This is a genomic window from Tahibacter soli (assembly GCF_025717065.2).
Classification (GTDB): Bacteria; Pseudomonadota; Gammaproteobacteria; order Xanthomonadales; family Rhodanobacteraceae; genus Tahibacter; species Tahibacter soli.
Window position 1 is genome coordinate 438,586 of record NZ_JAOVZO020000019.1, and the last position, 18,374, is coordinate 456,959.

The 18,374-nt window shown below is 67.1% G+C and carries 14 protein-coding genes; 4 read left to right on the top strand and 10 right to left on the bottom strand.

Annotation, left to right across the window (positions count from 1 at the left end; all coding sequences use genetic code 11):
* Positions 1–28: 28 nt before the first annotated feature.
* The 4 genes from OD750_RS20950 to OD750_RS20965 form a co-directional block, all read right to left on the bottom strand.
* Positions 29–1,513 carry a hypothetical protein gene (locus OD750_RS20950; protein WP_263540745.1) on the bottom strand — a complete coding sequence of 495 codons (1,485 nt, stop codon included), beginning with the start codon at positions 1,511–1,513 and terminating at the stop codon, positions 29–31.
* A gap of 82 nt (positions 1,514–1,595) precedes the next feature.
* Complete coding sequence (rpe, locus tag OD750_RS20955) at positions 1,596–2,285, bottom strand: ribulose-phosphate 3-epimerase (protein ID WP_263540744.1); 690 nt, start codon at positions 2,283–2,285, stop codon at positions 1,596–1,598.
* Positions 2,286–2,303: 18 nt separating this feature from the next.
* Positions 2,304–3,092 (bottom strand): co-chaperone DjlA, encoded by a 789-nt coding sequence (gene djlA, locus OD750_RS20960; protein ID WP_263540743.1) that lies wholly within the window; start codon positions 3,090–3,092, stop codon positions 2,304–2,306.
* The gene (locus OD750_RS20965) at positions 3,089–3,400 is read right to left on the bottom strand and encodes a c-type cytochrome (RefSeq protein ID WP_263540742.1); all 312 of its coding nucleotides are present in this window, start codon (positions 3,398–3,400) and stop codon (positions 3,089–3,091) included. Before OD750_RS20965 ends, djlA begins: the two co-directional genes overlap by 4 nt.
* 163 nt (positions 3,401–3,563) lie before the next feature.
* Here OD750_RS20965 and OD750_RS20970 point away from each other — a divergent pair, with 163 nt between their 5' ends.
* Positions 3,564–4,460, top strand: a complete 897-nt coding sequence (locus OD750_RS20970) for a phosphoribosylaminoimidazolesuccinocarboxamide synthase (RefSeq protein ID WP_263540741.1) — start codon at positions 3,564–3,566, stop codon at positions 4,458–4,460.
* Positions 4,461–4,558: 98 nt separating this feature from the next.
* The gene (locus tag OD750_RS20975) at positions 4,559–5,059 is read left to right on the top strand and encodes an Mpo1 family 2-hydroxy fatty acid dioxygenase (RefSeq protein WP_263540740.1); all 501 of its coding nucleotides are present in this window, start codon (positions 4,559–4,561) and stop codon (positions 5,057–5,059) included.
* A gap of 999 nt (positions 5,060–6,058) precedes the next feature.
* Here OD750_RS20975 and OD750_RS20980 read toward each other — a convergent pair.
* The 6 genes from OD750_RS20980 to OD750_RS21005 form a co-directional block, all read right to left on the bottom strand.
* Positions 6,059–8,560 carry an efflux RND transporter permease subunit gene (locus OD750_RS20980; RefSeq protein WP_263540739.1) on the bottom strand — a complete coding sequence of 834 codons (2,502 nt, stop codon included), beginning with the start codon at positions 8,558–8,560 and terminating at the stop codon, positions 6,059–6,061.
* Between the two features lie 60 nt (positions 8,561–8,620).
* Positions 8,621–9,784, bottom strand: a complete 1,164-nt coding sequence (locus OD750_RS20985; protein ID WP_263540738.1) for a WD40/YVTN/BNR-like repeat-containing protein — start codon at positions 9,782–9,784, stop codon at positions 8,621–8,623.
* 402 nt (positions 9,785–10,186) lie between these two features.
* Positions 10,187–11,566: a DUF1329 domain-containing protein gene (locus tag OD750_RS20990; RefSeq protein ID WP_263540737.1), complete on the bottom strand. Its 1,380-nt coding sequence runs from the start codon at positions 11,564–11,566 to the stop codon at positions 10,187–10,189.
* Between the two features lie 27 nt (positions 11,567–11,593).
* Positions 11,594–13,486: a DUF1302 domain-containing protein gene (locus OD750_RS20995; RefSeq protein ID WP_263542298.1), complete on the bottom strand. Its 1,893-nt coding sequence runs from the start codon at positions 13,484–13,486 to the stop codon at positions 11,594–11,596.
* 28 nt (positions 13,487–13,514) lie between these two features.
* Complete coding sequence (locus tag OD750_RS21000; RefSeq protein WP_263542297.1) at positions 13,515–15,665, bottom strand: alpha/beta hydrolase; 2,151 nt, start codon at positions 15,663–15,665, stop codon at positions 13,515–13,517.
* A 192-nt stretch (positions 15,666–15,857) separates the two neighbouring features.
* Positions 15,858–16,754, bottom strand: a complete 897-nt coding sequence (locus OD750_RS21005; protein ID WP_263542296.1) for an SDR family oxidoreductase — start codon at positions 16,752–16,754, stop codon at positions 15,858–15,860.
* Positions 16,755–17,172: 418 nt separating this feature from the next.
* Here OD750_RS21005 and OD750_RS21010 point away from each other — a divergent pair, with 418 nt between their 5' ends.
* Both OD750_RS21010 and OD750_RS21015 read left to right on the top strand, forming a co-directional pair.
* Positions 17,173–17,331 carry a hypothetical protein gene (locus OD750_RS21010; protein WP_263542295.1) on the top strand — a complete coding sequence of 53 codons (159 nt, stop codon included), beginning with the start codon at positions 17,173–17,175 and terminating at the stop codon, positions 17,329–17,331.
* A 62-nt stretch (positions 17,332–17,393) separates the two neighbouring features.
* Positions 17,394–18,374, top strand: coding sequence for a hypothetical protein (locus OD750_RS21015; RefSeq protein ID WP_263542294.1), 981 nt, complete (start codon positions 17,394–17,396; stop codon positions 18,372–18,374).

The window sequence follows — 18,374 nt, forward strand, 5'->3', positions numbered from 1 at the left end:
ACCGCCGCGGCGTCAACGCCGACTTTCGTCAGCGCGGACTTTCGTCGGCGCGGGCGGCCGGCGGCCGCACGAACGGCTGGAAGCCGTCGCAGAACACGCCGTCTTCGAACTGCATCGCGCAGCGGAACAGCGTCGGGATCGCATCGTGCGCGCAGAACGCCTGCGCCGGATTTGCCACGCACGACGCCAGCATCGCCGCACTCGACGGATTGGCCAGATCGAACGCCGCGACGACCGGCAGCGGTCCCGGCGACGCGGCCTGCCGGTGCGCGAACACGCGCAGGCTGACGTAGCCGTCGCCGAACGGTGCGGCGCCGACCGCCGCGACCGTGCAGCGCACGACGTGCCCGGCCGCGATCGTGCCCTGCGCCGCGCAGGTCGCGGCCGGGTTCGACGCGAACGTGCCGATGAACTCGAAATACGGCGGCAGCTGCGTCCAGAACGTCATCTGGCCCGACGTCGCCTCGCCGACGTTGCGGTACGACACGACGATCGGCCCGGGCTCCTGCCCGAGCACGAACGTCGCCGGCGTGTGCGTGATCGAATCGCCGACGATCGTCGCGACGCGCGGCGTGCGGGTGGAGATCTGCAGGCGCCCGCAACCGGTCTGCAGCGGCGTGGCGACGCAGTCGGCCGGCGCGGCCTGCACGTCGTTTCCGATCGCCGCGTGCACGAAGAGCGGCCCCGGCACCGCCACGTTCGTCGCAACGTCGACCCGCATCGACAGGAACGCGTAGAGCGTGTCGTAGAAATACGGCGTCGTGCAGCGCACGCGCGTCGGCGGCGACAGCGGCGCACAGGTGAACCCCGGATTCGCCGCGACGATGCCCGCGTACGACAGGCCGTCGGGCAGCGTCACGTCGAGCGTCACCGGCGTGTTCGTCTGCCCGTAGCCGGTATTCGTCGTGCCGATGACGATGAGGTTCTGCGTGCCGGCTTCGAACGGCGCGCCGGTCCACACGGCGACCGGCCCGTTCGTGACGGTGCCGTTCGTGTAGCCCCAGTCGTTGATGCGCACCTGCGAGGCGACGTAGTTCGTCGCCGAACTCGCGCAGCCGGTCGTCGACGGACTCGCCGCGCAAGCCGGATTCGGCGGCAGCGGCACCTGCGCGTTCTGCAACGTGCCGACGATCGCGACGGGGCCCGGCGTGACCGTCGGCGAGACGGTCGCGTTGATCTGCAGCGAGCCCGAACCCGGGTTCCAGAAGTCGAGGCTCGTGTTGTAGACGCAGGTGACGTCGCGAAGGTCGTTCGGCGGCGTCGAGCACGTCCAGTTGCCGTTCCAGCCCGTGTACGCGACGCCGGCCGGCAGCGTCGTGCGAAACGTGAAAGGCGCGGTGTGCACGATGCCGTCGTTGCGATCCTCCTTCTCGATGTAGACGCCGAAGGAGTACGCCGTGCCGGAGAAGACCGGCGGCGTCGGCCAGATCGTCAGGCGCAAGCCCGCGGCCGACGCGGTGGAGATCGCGCACAGCGAGACGAAGGCAACGAGAACGAGAAAGGCGCGGCGCATGGCATTCCCCCGGCGAATGCCGGGAATCCTCGCGCGCCGCGCGGCGGGCGACAGCCCCGCGAACGCGGGGTTGATCGTTGCGTCAGGCCGAGCGCGACGTAGCCTTGTCCACGGCGTCCTTCATCGCGCGCACGATGCCGGCGTAGTCGGGCTTGCCGAAGATCGCCGAACCCGCGACGAACGTGTCGGCGCCGGCCGCGGCGATCTCGCCGATGTTGTCGGGCTTCACGCCGCCGTCGATTTCGAGGCGCACCTCGCGCCCGCCGCGGTCGATCATCTCGCGTACGCGTGCGAGCTTGTCCAGCGCCGACGGAATGAAGCTCTGCCCGCCGAAGCCGGGGTTGACCGACATGATCAGCACGAGGTCGAGCTGATCGAGCGTGTAGTCGAGATACGACAGCGGCGTCGCCGGATTGAAGACGAGGCCCGGCTTGCAACCGAGCGAGCGGATCAGCTGGATCGTGCGGTCGACGTGGTCGGACGCCTCGGGGTGGAACGAAATGTACGTCGCGCCGGCCTTGGCGAAGTCGGGCACGATGCGGTCGACGGGTTTGACCATCAGGTGCACGTCGATCGGCGCGGTCACGCCGTGCTTGCGCAGCGCCTCGCAGACGAGCGGGCCGATCGTCAGGTTCGGCACGTAGTGGTTGTCCATCACGTCGAAATGCACCCAGTCGGCGCCGGCCGCGAGCACGTTGTCGACCTCCTCGCCGAGCCGCGCGAAATTCGCGGAGAGGATGGACGGGGCGATCGCGGTCGACTGGCGGGGCATGGCGGTTCCTTGTGGGTCTTACTTGAACTTGCGGGCGCTTTTGATGCGCTCGTAGGCGGCGTTGATTTCGCGCGCGCGCTCCTCGGCGCGGCGGCGCAGCACTTCGGGCACGTCGCCGAGCTTGTCGGGATGGTGCTCGCTCATGAGCTTGCGATAGGCGTGCTTGACCGTGCGCTCGTCGGCGTTCGGCGCGACGCCGAGCACGGTGTACGGGTCGGGACCGGCATTTCCGGGCGGCGGCGGCGGCGCGTGGCGGCCCGGATTCGCGCCGTGCCAGGCGCGGCCGTGCCAGGCCTCGCCGCGCATCGCCGCGAGCGCGGCGAGTTCGCGATCGTCGATGCCGAGATTGAGCGTCAGCTTGCGCAGCACGGCGAGCCGCGCGTCGGCGTTGTCGCCGGCGTAGACCACGTCGAGCAGCACGTCGATGAGGATGTAGGCGTGGTCGCGGCGTCCGTCGCACCACGCGCGCAGGTCGGCGATCGCCGCGTTCAGCGCGAATCCGGGCGTCTTGCCGGCGTTGAACCGAGCGATCGCCTCGCGCCGCTGCGCCGGCTCCAGGCACATGCGCTGCATCAGGCGCTCGGTCGCGGCGATTTCCTCGTCCGACACGCGGCCGTCGGCCTTCGCCATCGCGCCGATCAGGCCGAACAGCGGATCGAGAAAGTTCGGCGCGCGCCGCACCGGCCGGGTGCCGATCAGCATCGCCTCGACCGCACGGCCGAACAGCGCCCCCAGGCACATGCCGAGAAAGCTGCGCGTGACGATGAGTCCCACGAACGCACCGATCGCGGTGCCGATCCAGTTCATGGGACGCGCGCCTGCGCGGCGTACCAGACCGCGAGCTCGTCGAGCTCGGCCTGCGTCAGCGCGCCGACCGCGGCGCGCATGACCGGCACGTCGCGCGCGCCGCTGCGGTACGCGGCGAGGGCGAGCTTGAGATAGTCGAGATCCTGGCCCGCCAGATGCGGCGTCGCCTTCATGCGGGCGACGCCGTCCTCGCCGTGGCACGCGGCGCACAGGCCCAGACGCGCCGGCCTGGCGGCCGATTCGGCACGCGCCGTCGCGGCGGCGATCGAACAAAACGTCGCCAGCGCGGCGATAACGAGAAAACGCATGGGCGGGATCTGGGATTCGCTGGTCGGCCGTCGCAAACCGGAGGCTCGCGTCGGCGGTTGAGGTCGAAGCGCATTTTACCGGCCCGGGCGGGCCGCGTCCTGCCCCATGGGTCTTGATGAATGCGGCCCGTTACAATGCGCGCCTTCGTCCGGAGCCTGCCCCGTGCCCACTACCCTGCTCGAATCGAATCTGCCTGGCCTTGACCTGATCCACCGCGGCAAGGTGCGCGACGTCTACGCGCTGTCCGACGCCGAACTTTTGATCGTCGCGAGCGATCGCCTGTCGGCGTTCGACGTCGTGCTGCCCGACCCGATTCCGGGCAAGGGCGAAATGCTGTGCCAGATCTCGAACTTCTGGTTCGGCCGGACCGCGCATCTCGTGCCGAACCACCTGACCGGCAAGAACGTCGCCGACGTGCTGCCGGCCGGCGCGGACGCGAGCCTGTACGCGCGCCGCAGCGTGATCACCAAGCGGCTGAAACCCGTGCCGGTCGAGGCGATCGCGCGCGGCTATCTCATCGGTTCGGGCTGGAAGGACTACCAGGCGACCGGACAGCTGTGCGGCATCGCGCTGCCGGCCGGCCTGCGCCAGGCCGAGCGGCTGCCGCAGCCGATCTTCACGCCGTCGACGAAGGCGGCGGTCGGCGACCACGACGAAAACATCGGCTTCGACCGCGTCGTGGAACTCGTCGGCGCGGACCTCGCCGAGCAGGTGCGCGCCGCGACGCTCGCGATCTACACGTGGGCCGCGACGTTCGCCGCGGAGCGCGGCATCATCATCGCCGACACGAAATTCGAGTTCGGCACCGACGCCGACGGCAAGCTGTACGTCATGGACGAGATGCTGACGCCCGATTCGTCGCGCTTCTGGCCGGCCGACGAATACCGCGTCGGCATCAGCCCGCCGAGCTACGACAAGCAGTTCGTGCGCGACTATCTCGAAACGCTCGACTGGAACAAGAAAGCGCCCGGCCCGCGCGTTCCGGCCGACGTGATCGCCGGCACCGCCGCGAAATACGCCGAGGCGCTGCGCCGGCTCGCGGGCATCGCGATCGACTGAGACGGACCGCTCATACCTACACTTTTTTACAGCGAGTGCTCCATACGGCGGCGTTCGCGCTAAGCTAAACGCCCGTTTGGAAGAGCGCGGAGTCCGCCATGAACGCCGTATCCCCGGAGAGCCGTCACGACGAGCGCCGCGAGATCGATCGCTGGCTCGGCAACTACGCGGAAGACCATCGCAATCCGACGAACATCCTGATTCATTGGATCTGCGTGCCGCTGATCCTGTGGACGGTGATCGCGCTTCTGTGGGTCGTTCCGGTGCCGTCGTCGCTCGGGCGGCCGGGGCTGTGGGCCGGCGTCGCGATGTTCCTCGCGTTCGCGTTCTACATGCGGCTGTCGCGGACGCTCGCGTTCGCGATGTTGGCGGTGTTCGTGGTGTTCGGGTTCGTGACCGAGGGGCTGTATCGGGCGCTCGGTGCCGGCGGGTTGTTGTGGCTCGCGGTCGGGGTGTTCGTTGCTGCCTGGGTGGCGCAGTTCGTCGGGCATCAGATCGAGGGGAAGCGGCCTTCGTTTCTGACCGATCTGGCTTATCTCTTGATCGGGCCGGTTTGGCTGGCTGCCAAGGTGTTGCGGCGGGTGGGGGTTTCGTATTGACCGCACCGCGTTGGTATTTGTTCGTTGACGGCTGCTTCGTAGCCAAGACTTGGCTTTAGACAAAGCGTTCCGCTCGCTGCCGGCGAGCGTCTTACTTTCTTTGTGATCGCCTCGCGTTGAACAGAGCGTTCCGCTCGCTGCCGGCGAGCGTCTTACTTTTTTTGTGATCGCCTCGCGTTGAACACAGCGTTCCGCTCGCTGCCGCGAGCGGGCAGGGAGAGATTGCTTGCCCAATCCCTCCCTGCACCCTCCAAGGGCACCCCGACGGCCGCGGTTTGCGGGCATCCATGCCCGCAAACTCCGCGAGATCGCTCCGGGGTTCGTTGATGGGCCATCCATGGCCCGTCAACGAACTGCGCGCATCCCTGCGCGCACCCGCTGCGCGGGCTTTTCCTCCGCAATCTCGCCGCGTCCGACGGGGCCCCGGGTAAAGCGGGCGGCTTCCTGCCGCCAGAAACAACAGCCGATGCTCGGCGATTCCTTAGCTCGTCATTCCAGCGAAAGCTGGAATCCAGCTTTTGGGGCGTCAAGAACAACAGCAAAGGCTGGATCCCAGCTTGCGCTGGGATGACGAACGTAGGGATCGCCGCTTCTTGCTGTTGCCGTTGCTGTTGCCGTTGCTTCTGGCGGCAGGAAGCCGCCCGCTTTCCCCGGGGCCCCATCTGCCGCGAGCAAGTGCCCGGCGATCAGGCCCGACAGGGGACGCACACGGACGTGCGTCGTCCGTCGTGGTCCATGGATGGACCATCGGCGGACCCCGCCGGGCGCTTGCGGTCCCCGCAGGGCAGGATGCCCGGAGGGGCGCGGCGGTTGGGGTGGTTTTCTTTGCTTACTTTCTTTGTCCACACAAAGAAAGTAAGACGCTCGCCGGCAGGCGAGCGGAACGCTCTGTCTAAAGCCAAACGACAACGACGAAGCGATCGTCAACGACGACAGCAACGTCAAAAGCCGAACCCCAGCTTCCGCTGGGGTGACGAGCAAAGAAGACACCCCTGAGGGTTACTTCTCAAACGGCCTGAGCAACCACCGACAAAGCGCCGGCAGGAAAATCAAAGCCGCAAACATGTTCACCACGAACATGAACGTGAGCATCAACCCCATGTCCGCCTGGAACTTCAGTTCCGAGAAGATCCACATCGCAACGCCAACCGCGAGCGTCAGCGCGGTGTAGAAGATCGCGATGCCCGTCGTCTTCAACGCGCCGAAATACGCCTCGGTGAGCTTCGCGCCGTTCTGCATCGATTCGCGCATTCGCGCAAAAATGTAGATCGCGTAGTCGACGCCGATGCCGACGCCGAGCGCCACCACCGTGAGCGTGTTCACCTTGAGGCCGATGTCGAGCTTCACCATCAGCGCGTGGCCGAGTTCCGTCACCAGCACCAGCGGCAGCACGATGCACAGCGCGGCCAGCGGATTGCGGAAGCTCAACAGGCACATCAGGAACACCGCGCCGTACAACAGGTACAGCATCACCGCGTCGACTTCGCGCACCTTGTCGTTGATCGCCGCCAGTACGCCGACATTGCCGGTCGCGAGGCGCAAGTTCACTTTGTCGCTATGGAACTCCTCGCCTTTTTCCGCCGCGGCCTTCGCCTCTTCGGCGATCTGCACCGCGAGGTTGACGTTGCCGCCCGACCAGGTGCCGTTCTTCTCGCGGAAATCCTTGACGGCCGCGACCACGCGGTCGATCGTCGTGGCGCGATGGTCGGACAGGAACATCATGATCGGCATCGCGCTGCAGTCGCTGTTGAGCAGGCCTGAGTCGGTCTCGAAACCCTGCGTCGCCATGCGCAGCGTATCCGGATCGCGCGGCAGCGCGCGCCAGCGCAGATTGCCTTCGTTCCAGCCCGCGTTGACGATCTTCGCGGCCATCGGCAGTGTCATCACCTGTTCGACGCCCTCGACGTTGCGCATGTGCCACGCGAAGCGGTCCATCGTTTCCATGACCGGATAGCTCGTCGTGCACGCCGACGGCTGCGCCTCGGCGATGACGTTGAGCATGTCGACGCCGAGTGCGAACTTCTCGCTGATCAGCACCGCGTCCTTGTTGTAGCGCGCCTCGGGCCGCAGCTCCGCGACACCCTTCTCGGCGTCGCCGATCATCACGCGATGGCCGTACTGCTTGGCCGCGAACCACACGGCGAGGCCGATCAGGATGATGATCGCCGCGGGGATCGGCCGCGAGAAACGCGCGAGGAACGACCAGATCTTGTCGAACTGCGTGAGCTGGCGCAGGCGGTATTCGCGCTTGCGTTCGAGATTGCGCAACTTGCAGTACGACAGCAGCACCGGCAGCAGCACGAGGTCGGTCAGGATCGTGATCGCGACGCCGACCGTCGCGGTGATCGCGAGCTCGTAGATGATCTGGATCGGAATGATGAGGATCGTCGCAAAGCCGATGCAGCCGGCGATCAGCGCGACCGCGCCGGGCACGAGCAGCATGCGGAACGCCAGGCGCGCGGCGGTCTGCGCGTCGACGCCGCGGCGTCCGCGCAGTTCGTCGACGGTGCCTTCTTCGAGCCCGCCGAAGAAGATTTCGCCGCGGAAGCGGTTGATCATCTGCTCGCCGTGGCTGACCGCGATCGCGAAGATCAGGAACGGCGTGAGCATGTTCATCGGGTCGATGCCGAACCCGAGCAGGCGCAGCGCGCCGAGCATCCACAGCACGGCGACGAGCGCGCAGAACACCGTCAGCGTCGCGAGCTTCACCGACGAGGAGTACAGGAACAAGAGGATCCAGGTGAACGCGATCGTGACGAAGAAGAACAGGATCACCGAGCGCGCGCCGTCGGAAATGTCGCCGACCATCTTGGCGAAGCCGATGATGTGCACCGTCGTCGTGTCGTTCTCGTACTTGGCCCGGATCGCTTCGAGCTGCGCGGCGACCTTCTGGTAGTCGAGCTTGACCTGCCCCGCGCCGCCTTCGGGCACGAGTTCGGCCCAAACCATCGCGCCGGAAAAATCCTTCGCGACGAGACGGCCGACGATGTTCGCCTTCTCGATGTTCGCGCGGATCGTCGCGAACTGTTCGCTCGTCGCTTCGAAGCCTTCGATGTTCGGCGTGAACTCCTGCGGGATGACGTTGCCGCCGGCGAAGCCGTCCTCGACGACTTCGACGAAGCGCACGTTCGGCGTGAAGATCGAGCGGATGCGCGCTTCGTCGACGTTGTCGATCGTCTTCACGTCCTGCGTGATCTTCTCCATCGTCTGCAGGAACGGCAGGTTGAACATGTCGCCGTTCTTGTCCATCACCGCGATCAGGATGCGGTTGGCGCCGCCGAACTCGCGCTCGTAGTCGAGGAACGTGCGCATGTATTCGTGCGCGAGCGGGATCTGCTTCTTGAAGCCCGCGTCGACGCGCAGCTGCGACGCGAAGAAGCCCATCGCCGCGGTGATCAGCGCGAACAGGATCAACACCGCCATGCGGTTGCCGAAGATCACGCGTTCGGCGAACCGGTGGAACGCGCTCGGGTTGTCAACCGCCTTGATGGAACCGGCCATGCTCTTTCCCCTGCTGGTCGTCGTGCGCGCCTTCCCCCGGCGCGGACGGTGGTCGTTCGTTTATTGCTTCGGCTGGTAGCGCGCGATGCCGTTCTCGCCGGCGACGACGAACGCCGCGCCGCCCTCGATCGGCAGGATCGCCGCCAGCGCGCCGGCCGGCTGCACCGTGCCCGCCTTGAACGCCTCGTTCGCCGAGCGTCGCAGGAGCACCAGACCGTTCGCGCCGACGATTGCCGCGCCGCCGTTGGCGAGTTTCGCGCCGCCGAGCAGCGACAGTTCGGTCGCGGTCGGCACTTCGCGCCAGGTGTCGCCGAGATCGTCGGTTTCGAACGCGTGGCCGCGCAGGCCGAACACCATCGCGCGCTGGCCGTCGAAACCGATCGCGCCGAACATCGAACCGTCGTAGGGCAGCTTGCCGCGCTGCCACGTCTTGCCGGCGTCGCGCGAACGCATGATGCTGCCGCGCTCGGCCGCGATCAGCAGCGAGCCGTCGCTCGTGCGCGCGATCGCGTTGAAATGCGGCTCGTCCTCGTCGCCGATCTTCAGTTCTTCTTTGGAAAACGTCCAACTTTCCTTGCCGTCGCCGCCGGCGGGTTTCGCGTCGGCGGCCGGCGTCGCGGCCGCGAGTATCTGCCGCTGCGTCCACGTCGCGCCGCCGTCGCTCGTTTCGAGGAACAGGCTGTAGGCGCCGACCGCGATGCCGTGCGTCTCGTCGGTGAACAGCACGTCGAGCAGCGGCGCACCGTGGCGCGCGTCGTCGGCGGCGCTGTCGGCGCCCGGCGGCTGCCACGGGTCCTTGCGCTGCAGGGTCCAGTTTTCGCCGCCGTCGCTGCTCGCAATGATCACGCCGTCACGGCCGACCGCCCACACCTTGTCGCCGGCGGCGGCGACCGCGGTGAGCGTCGCCCGCGTCGGCACCTGCGCGGCCTGGCGCCACTGCGTGCGGTCGTCGGACAACAGCACCACGCCGTTTTCGCCGACGGCGATCGCGCGCTTGCCGGACTCGACGTAGTCGAGCAGCAGCGACTGCGTCGCGAGCGGCACTTTTTCGGCGGCGCTGGTCGACGGCTCGGGCCACGCCACGGCGGCGGGCGGCGCCGCAGCGGCGGCGTCGGCGGCTTTTTCCTGCGCCGCGGCGGTGCCGGCGACGGCAAGACACAGCGCGCCGAGCATGAGTCCCTGAAGGACGATCCGCCGCGTTCGGAAATTCTGCGTTCGACTCATCGAATGCTACCCCTGGCTTGGGGCGGTTCGCGCCGCCCGATGCGAAGCTTGCCAACGTATACATTGGCCGAAACTGCCGCGGTGGCGGATTCGGCACCGGTCCAACCTTAGCGCAATCCGGCGTTGGGGCGGAATGCGTTTTTGCGGGGATTTGAGCCCTCTCCCCCAAGCGCATCGCGCTTGGGGGAGAGGGTTGGGTGAGGGGGCGACGCCACGCACCTCGTCGACGACAAGGAAAACCCAGGCGCCCCCCTCACCCCATCCCTCTCCCCCGCAGGCCTGCGGGGGAGAGGGAGCCGCACGATTGCGCGCCACTCACATCTGGAAAAGCCCCAAAAAAATCAGCCGCCCCGATGAAGAAGGCGGCTGATCGATTCGCACGAACCCGGCAACGTTCGACGCTTACTGGAAGCCGCGCTGGCGCAGCGACTGCGGCGTGAACATTTCCGGCGTCGTCTGGTACGAGAAGTCGTACATCGCTTCCTGGTTGTCGAGGCCCGACACGATGTAGCGGCCCGACTTCAGGTCGTGATGCGTTTCCAGCGTCGACCAGAACAGCGGCACTTCGTAGTAGTTGACGCTCGGCGCCTCGGAATAGCGCCACAGCTTCAACTGGCTGTCGTAGTGGTCCATCGTCAGGATCTGCCAGCTGTCCTCGTCGATGTAGAACGTACGGCGCGGATTGATGTGGCGCTGGCCGGCCTTGAGCGTCGCCTCGACCACGTGCACGCGATGCAGCTCGTAGCGCAGGAGGTCGGGATTGATGAAGCCCGGCTTGACCAGGTCGTCGATCTTCGTCTTGTCGCTGTGCGCCTTGTACGAGTTGTACGGGACGTACATTTCGCGCTTGCCGACGTACTTCCAGTCGTAACGGTCCATCGCGCCGTTGTACATGTCGGTCTGGTCGTTCGTGCGCAGGCCGTCCGACGCCGTGCCCGGATTGTCGTAGGCGACGTTCGGCGCGCGGCGCACGCGCCGCTGGCCCGGGTTGTACACCCACGCCTGACGCGGCTCCTTCTTGGAGTCCAGCGTTTCGTGCACGAGCAGCACCTGGCCCGCCAGGCGCGGCGGCGACACCACTTCCTGGTAGAAGTAGATGAGGATGTTGTTGATGTCCTTGAGCGTGTTGCCCTGCTTGTAGTACAGGCCCAGGAGCTCTTCCTTGATGCGCGTGAGCGTGTAGCTGCCGGTCGGCGTCGGATTCGCCTGGTCGGCCCAGCGCTGCGCGGCCACGCCCTTGAACTTCAGCTTGTGATTCCAGATCGCCTCGTAGCCCGCCTTGACCGGGTCCTTGTCGAGGATCGGAAACGGCACGCCCTCGGCGACGCCGTCGACGCCTTCGCCGTCGTCGACGAGCTCGCCCGTCGTCGCGTTCTTGATCGTCATTTCATAGTTGCGCGCCGGGTACGACGCGCTGCGGCGCGTCGGATACACGACCATCTTCCAGTTCGGATACTTCTCGAACATCGCGATCTGGCCGGCGCTGATCTTGTCGCCGTATTCCTTGTAGTTCTGCGCGGTGACCGAGAACAACGGCTTGTCGTCGGCGTACGGGTCGGGATGATGGTCGCCGATCTTGTAGCCCGCGGGCGGCTTGGTGACGCCGCCGGTCCACTCGGGGATCGTGCCGTCCTTGTTGCCCGCGCGCTCGGCGCCCATCGGCGTCAACGGCGTGCCGGTAGCGCCGAGCTTGGCCGCTTCCTGCGGGCTGACCTTCGCGATCGCCGCGGTAGACACCACGGCGGCCGCCACGAAGGCCGCGAGACTCGCTTTCTTACGCATCGTCATGAAATTCCTCCCGCGTAACGCTTAGAACGAATACTTGACCGAGAACGCGACGAAATCGCGATCGCTGATCAAGTTGTAGTCGCCGCCGCCGAAGAAGTTGGTGTACGACAGGTCGAACGCCAACGAGTTGAGATAGTTGGCTTCGGCGCCGATCGTGACCGACTTGCGGCCCTTCAGGAAGCTGCCGCCGGGGCCCGGCGTGCGGCCGTTCACGTCATGATTGAACGCGATACGCGGAGACAGCGTGTACGAGCTGCCGAACGCGTTGTTGTAGTCCGAGCGCACCGCGAGGCGGTAGCCCCACGAAAACGCCGTGCAGAAGCCCTGCTGCGTGATCGGGTTGCGGCCCGAGCCCGTGTTCACGTCCGCGCCGCCGCCGGCGTCGGTGCCGTCGCACTGGTAGCGCATGACCGACGGATCGGGCAGATCCCACACGTTGTTGAAGCCGACTTCGCCGACCACCGCCACCTGGTCGGACGCGAGCCAGTTGCCCGGTCCGAACAGCTTCGTCGCGGTGAACTGCAGCTGCGACACCTTGTGGCGTTCCCAGCCGCGGATCTCGGTCGCCGGCCCGTAGCTGCCGAGCTGGCTCTGGAAGCGCAGGTACGGCGCCGGCAGCAGCACGTTGAGCGGCGACAGCGCCGCGAACAGAAGTTCGACGTCGTCGATCTGCAGCGGCTGGTTCGGGCGGTACGACAACTCGCCCTGCAGCGCGATGCCGCTGCCTTCGAGCTGCGTGTTGAAGCTGATGCCGTACAGGCGGATGTCTTCCGGATACTCGGCGAAGTAGCGGCCGGTCGTCGGCGACTGGCTGTTGAGCGAGATGCCCGACAGCAGCGGCAGACGGCTGTGGTAGTTCATCGCGTAGAAGCTGAACTCGGTGTTGGCGAGCCAGTCGGCGAGATAGTTCAGGCGGAAGCCGTACTGGCCCGAGTTCTTCGCGAAGCGGTCCGGCGCGCGCGGCACCGCGACGCCGCACGACGTGGCGCGCAGCGCCGGCGGGATGTTGTTGTCGGTGCCGTTGGTGCCGTAGCAGTAGCCGTAGTAGAAGTCCGGATTCACGACCGGTTGCGGAATCGTGCCGAAGTTCAACATCACGTAGGTGCCGCCGAGCGACGCGAAGTCGTTCGTCGAGAAGTACGTGCCGACCGGATCGGGATCGGTCTGTTCGAACTCGAACAGGTAGAACGCTTCGGCCGACAGGCTGTCGGTGAAGTTGAGCGAACCCCAGATCATGTTGACCGGCAGGAACGCTTCTTTCAGTTCGGCGCCGGCGACGCGCAGCTTCGACACGTCGATCGGATTGATCGAGTTGATGCCGCCCTGGATGAACGTGCTTTCGCCCCAGCTGACGACCTGCTGGCCCAGACGGATCGAACCGTTCTTGCCGCCGATGTCGAAGTTGTGGAACAGGAACGCGTCGAGGATCTTCGCGTCCTTGCCGACCTTGTCGCGCGCGATTTCCGACAGGTTGTAGCGGTTGACGTTCTCCCAGTCGTAGAACGTGTAGCCGCGAACGAACATGCCGGTGTTGGCGCCGTACATGAGGTTGAGCTCGATCGTCGCCTTCACCGCGTTGGAGAAGACGTCGCCGTCCTTGTACGCGAGGTCGCCGTCGTCGAAGTTGACCGAGTAGCGGCCTCGCGCGGCACGCTGTTCGGGGCTGCCGAGCGTGAACGGCGGCACGCCGACGAGCGGATTGAACTGCGCCTTGCCGATGAGATCGGGGTCCTGCGACGCCACGCGCCACGACACGCCGTAGGTGACCGTCGTGTTGACCGTGCCGTGCAGGCCGTCCTGGTTGCCGAACTCGAACGCCTGGGCGGCCGGCACGATCGCCGCGGCGCCGAGCGCGAACGCGACGGCGGCGGCGATGGGACGCAGGCCCGAGCGGGGTTTGCTGTGCTTCTTCATGATGGTTGTTCCCCTAGTCCCGATTCGGTTACTGCGTCTTGATGACCGACGTGTCGGTGATCTGCACCGCCTGGCCGCGCGACAGCAGGAAGCTCGCCATCTCGCGCTGCATTTCGGTCGTCGCCGCGGCGGATGTCGCCGGATTGAGCAGCGAGCCGTGGTCGCCCTGCGTGAAGCGCACCGCGCCGCGCAGCGGCGCGCCCTGCGCGCTGGCGCTCAGCGAAGCGAGGCTCAACGCGCGAATCAACGGCTCGGTGCCGGACGTCGGCGAGGTCGCCACCGCGTTCGGAATCACCTGGTCGGGCTTGACCGCGCCGCCGCCGACGACTTCATGCAGCAGCACCGCCTTGCCGGCGAGCGCGAAAGCGGTATTGACCGGATCGGCCGAGTCGATGACCTGCTGCGCGGCGCCGAAGAAGCGGTCGTAGTTCGGCGTGCCCGGCTGCAGGCCGGAGGCACCGAGACCGGCGACGATCGGCGGGCCGAACGTCGGCGACGCCTCGAGCATGCGGGCGATGCCGCCGCCCGGCACGGAGAGCAGCGCGACGTTGATCTTCGCGTCGAACGCCGCGAAGCTCGTGCCGATGATCGAGCCGAGCGACTGGCCGACGAAGAACACCGACGAGCCGTCGAAGTCGGCGCCTTCGACGCCGTCGTAACTCAGCGTCGGAATCGCGCGCGACAGCGAGAACAGGTCGACGATCGCCTGGCGGATGTTGTCGCGCGAGGTGAGCAGGCTCGACAGGTTGATGAAGTACGCGCCGGAGCCGTCGATGACGCCGTCCGGGCAGATCGGCGACGTGGCGCCGGTCGGGCAGCCGCCGCCCGGTCCCTTGATGTCGAGGTTGAACGTGCGCTCGTGCGCGCCGGTCGCCGCGAGCGGCGTGTTTTCGATCTTGAGCGGGCTCGCCGGATCGACGATGCCGTGCAGCGGCGTGTCGATGGCGATGACCGCGAAGCCCTGCGACGCGAGCGTCTGCGCGATCGCGAACGCGTCGGTGCGGTTGCGCGTGATGCCGTGCTGGAAGATCACGATCGGCCAGCCGGCGGCCGGACGCGTCTTGCCGGACGCGGCGTTCGGCACGGTCAGCAGCACCGGAATCGTCTCGGTCTTCGTCGCGACCGGGAACGGATTGGCGAACGTCACGTTCGTCGAGGTCGGCGACAGGCCGGCCTGGTTGAAAGGCGGCACGTAGGCGCCGGGCGCGGCCTTCCAGAAGCCGGACAGCACGCCGCCCGGGTTGTTGTTGCTGACCGCGGCGGTCTGGTAGTACGGCACGTCGAGCGTGCCGATGAACACGTCGGCGATCGGCGCGAGGCCGAGGCCGAGGTTGCCGAGCGTCAGGCCCGTCGGCGCGAGGCGCGCGAGCGGCGGCGGCAGCTGCGCGACCTTGCCGGCCGCCTGCTGCAGCACCGGCGTGATGCCCTGCGTCGTGGCGACCCAGGTAACGACGACCTTGTCGGGCGTGACGCCCTGGCCGTTCGCCGCGGCGAGATGCGAATTGGTCAGCTGGCGCAGCGGTTCGAGCGAGCACGCGGTCGCGGCCGGCAGCAGCGGCTCGGTCGAGGCGCCGTTGACGCACAGCGGGCTCGTGCGCTTGGTCAGGAAGTACGTCTGGTCCGGCGTCGCGTCGTTGCCGTTCTCGTCGGTGATCGCGGTCGTGGCGACCGCCATGTAGCTCGTCAGCTGCTTGAGCGGACGCGTCGGCACGATCGCGATCGTGCGGCCGGTCGTGTCGGACGACACCGGCGCGATCACGTAGTCGGCCGGCGAGGCCAGTTCGCGCGTGACGCCGGTGACGCCGCCGCCGGGGCCCGTCAGCGAGACTTCGAACACGCGCAGCGACGCGCCGGCGACGATCGTCGCAAGCTTCGGCTTGGCGCTGAACTGCAGCGTCCACGGCGCGGTGGTGCTCCAGCCGTCGAGCGCGTTCACGGCGACCTGCGGATCGCCGGTGTTGTTCGGGTCGGCGACCGGGATGTTCAGCGTCAGGTCGGTGGTGCCCGACAGCAGCAGATTGTTCGGCAGCGGGATCACGCGCTGCGCCGGATCGGCGTTGCCCGGATCGAAGCGTGCCGCGATGACGCCGGTGACGGGATTGCCGTTGCCGTTGGTCGGCGGCGGCGTGGCGACGGCGCGCGGGCTGTTGCTGCCCCCGCCGCAAGCGGAAAGCAGCACGGACGACAACGCCAATGCCAAACTCATTCGGGGCAGCATAAGGGATTCCTTCTCGCGGACTTGGAGCGACGGGGCGCGTCGTATCTTAGGGAGTTCAAACGCTTGTTGGCAACGCCGATTTAACGAACTCACAAGGACAGTTTTTGCTGTTGCAGCGCAACAGATTTGGTGAAATCGTACGGCTTTCTATTTCTATACCGGGGTCGGTTCGATGAACTCGGTCTTCCCGTCGAACCAGCAGTCGCGAGTAGGCCGAAACGGCCTCGGGCGATACCCGAAAGCGGCCTCCGCCGGCGTATTGTCGGCGACCAGATCGACATTGAAGCGCTGCACCATTGCAGTTCCCCGCCCCAGAATTCGCGTTGCGAGCTTCATCACGGAAACCGGCAACAGGACCGGCAGCGTCCGAAATCCGAGGCTCGCTCGCATACGCCATAGCATGGCCGAATACGTCAGGCGTTCGCCACCGCCGATTTCAAAACGACCCCCGGCCGCCGCCGCGAGCGCGGCGACGCACGCGGCGGCCACGTCGTCGGCGTGCACCGGCTGGCGCAGGCCGCGCGCGAACGGAATCCACGGAAACAGCGCGGTACGGAACGCGATGTGCGCGATCCGGCTGAGATTTCGGTCGATCGCGGCGCCGTAGATCAAGGTCGGCCGCAGTATCGTCCAGCCGATGCCGAGGGCCTCGCAGCGCGCGACGAGCCGCGCCTCGCTCGCTACGAGCCGCGCGGCCAGCTCGCGTTCGGCCGGATCGGTCGACGCGCGCTTGCTCGCCGCGCTCATGGACCCGAGCGCCACGACGCGCCGCACGCCGGCAAGATCGGTGCGATCGAGCCAGGCGGCGAAATGATCGAGCGGACCGGCGCTGACGACCGCCGCGGCGCCGGCCGGCACCGCGACCCCGCCGGCGAGATCGCCGCGCAACCAGCGTACGCCAGGCAAAGCGTCGACCGGCGGCGCGGCGCGCGTCACCGCGACGACGCCGCGCCCGGCCGAGACGAGGCGCGGCGCGAGAAAGCGGCCGACCGCCCCGCTCGCGCCGAAGCACAGCACCGTATCGGTCTTCGTGTCGCGCTCGAACGTCACGTCGTCCTGCCGGCGGGGTCGGATGGGGCGCGAACGATACCACCGGCGCGTGTCGGCACGCCGCATTCGATTGCCACGATCCAAATCCGCCGGCCCCGGAAAATCCCGCATCAAGGCGTGCGGCGACACTCCACCCGGACGTCAGCGTATTGAAAAATGAATCTTCTGTAACAGTGTGAACTTCCGGACTCGTACTTTAGTTGGCTTTCGGATCAAGCATTATTTTATACGTTTACCCCTATTAACATTGATCAATCATCGCCCCTAACTTCATGTCGCGTTCACGCGTTTGCGCCGAACGCCCGGCGGCAAGGCATCGCAGCACAATCACCGCGGCGTATTCACAACGGTCGACTTTCGTGTCGGGCGACGCTGCGCGCCGGTCGAATTCAACCCTGACCCAGTACGGAGGTTGTCCATGAAGTCCATTTCCATCGCCAATGTCCCGACGCTCGACTTCGACGTCGGTTTCCACGGCTCGCTGCACCTGGATTCGCCGATCGATCCCGTTACCGTCGGCATCGCCGTCGGCGTCGCGATCGGCATCTGGCTGTCTGACTCGGCCAGCGTCAACTGATCCGGTCGGGGCGGCCGTCACGCGGCGCCCCGGCTCTTTTCCTTGCGCAGGGCGGATCCCGCATGATCGACGCAGAAGCCATGTACGAAGTGCTGCGCGACGAGCGCAGATTGCAGGAACACGCGAAACTCGTGATCGGCACGGGCAGCCTCGTTGCGCGCATCCGCGAAAGCGCGCTCGGCGCGCCGCTCGCCGCGCTGAGCGCGCAGGTCGCGACCGCCGACGATACGCAGCCGCTGCTCGAGGCGATCGGCGAGATGTTCACCGACGACTTCCTGCTCGCGCTGCTGCGGCGCGAACTCGACAATTTTTCCGCGAACGACCTGTACACGCTGCCGGCCGCCGTGATCGAAAGCGAAACGCTCTCCGGCGTACTGCTGTACAGCGACAGCAACGTGACCGTCACGCTGTCGGCGTTCTCGCCGGCCGACGTCGCGCTGCGGCGCCACGCGCGCGCGGCGGGCCTTGCGAAGAAGCAGGTCGGCATCACGATGAGCGCGGTCGACGCGATGCTGCGCTTCGTCCGCGCCGGCCGTACGACGATGCGCCTGTGGAGCAGCGGCCTGATCGGATTCGACACGCCGCTGTCGAGCGATATCGCGTGCGCCGACGGCGAAACGCGCGAGGTCGGCCCCGGTTCGCGCGTGTTCGTCAAGGGCGGACGCCAGTCCTGGACGTTCGACAGCGCCAGCGAACCGGTGCTGATGCTGCTGGTCGCGGCCAAGCGCATCAACTCGCCGGTCAACGCGCAGTACGACAGCGCGACGCGGCGCCTCGCCTGCGTCTCGGCCGCCGACGACAAGTCGTCGCGCGTGCAGATCCTGTCGACGTTCCTGCGCTCGATGCGCCCCGACGTCGCGCGCGACGTACTGCCCGGCGCGCTCGCGCACCGCGATCACTTCGTGCGCTGGCACGTCATGCGCGAACTCGTCGCGAGCGACGCGGCCACCGCGCGGCCGCACCTGGAACGCATGCGCGCGAGCGACCCGCACGCGCAGGTCGCGCGCGCCGCGGCCGCCACGATCGAACTGTACGAGGAGTAG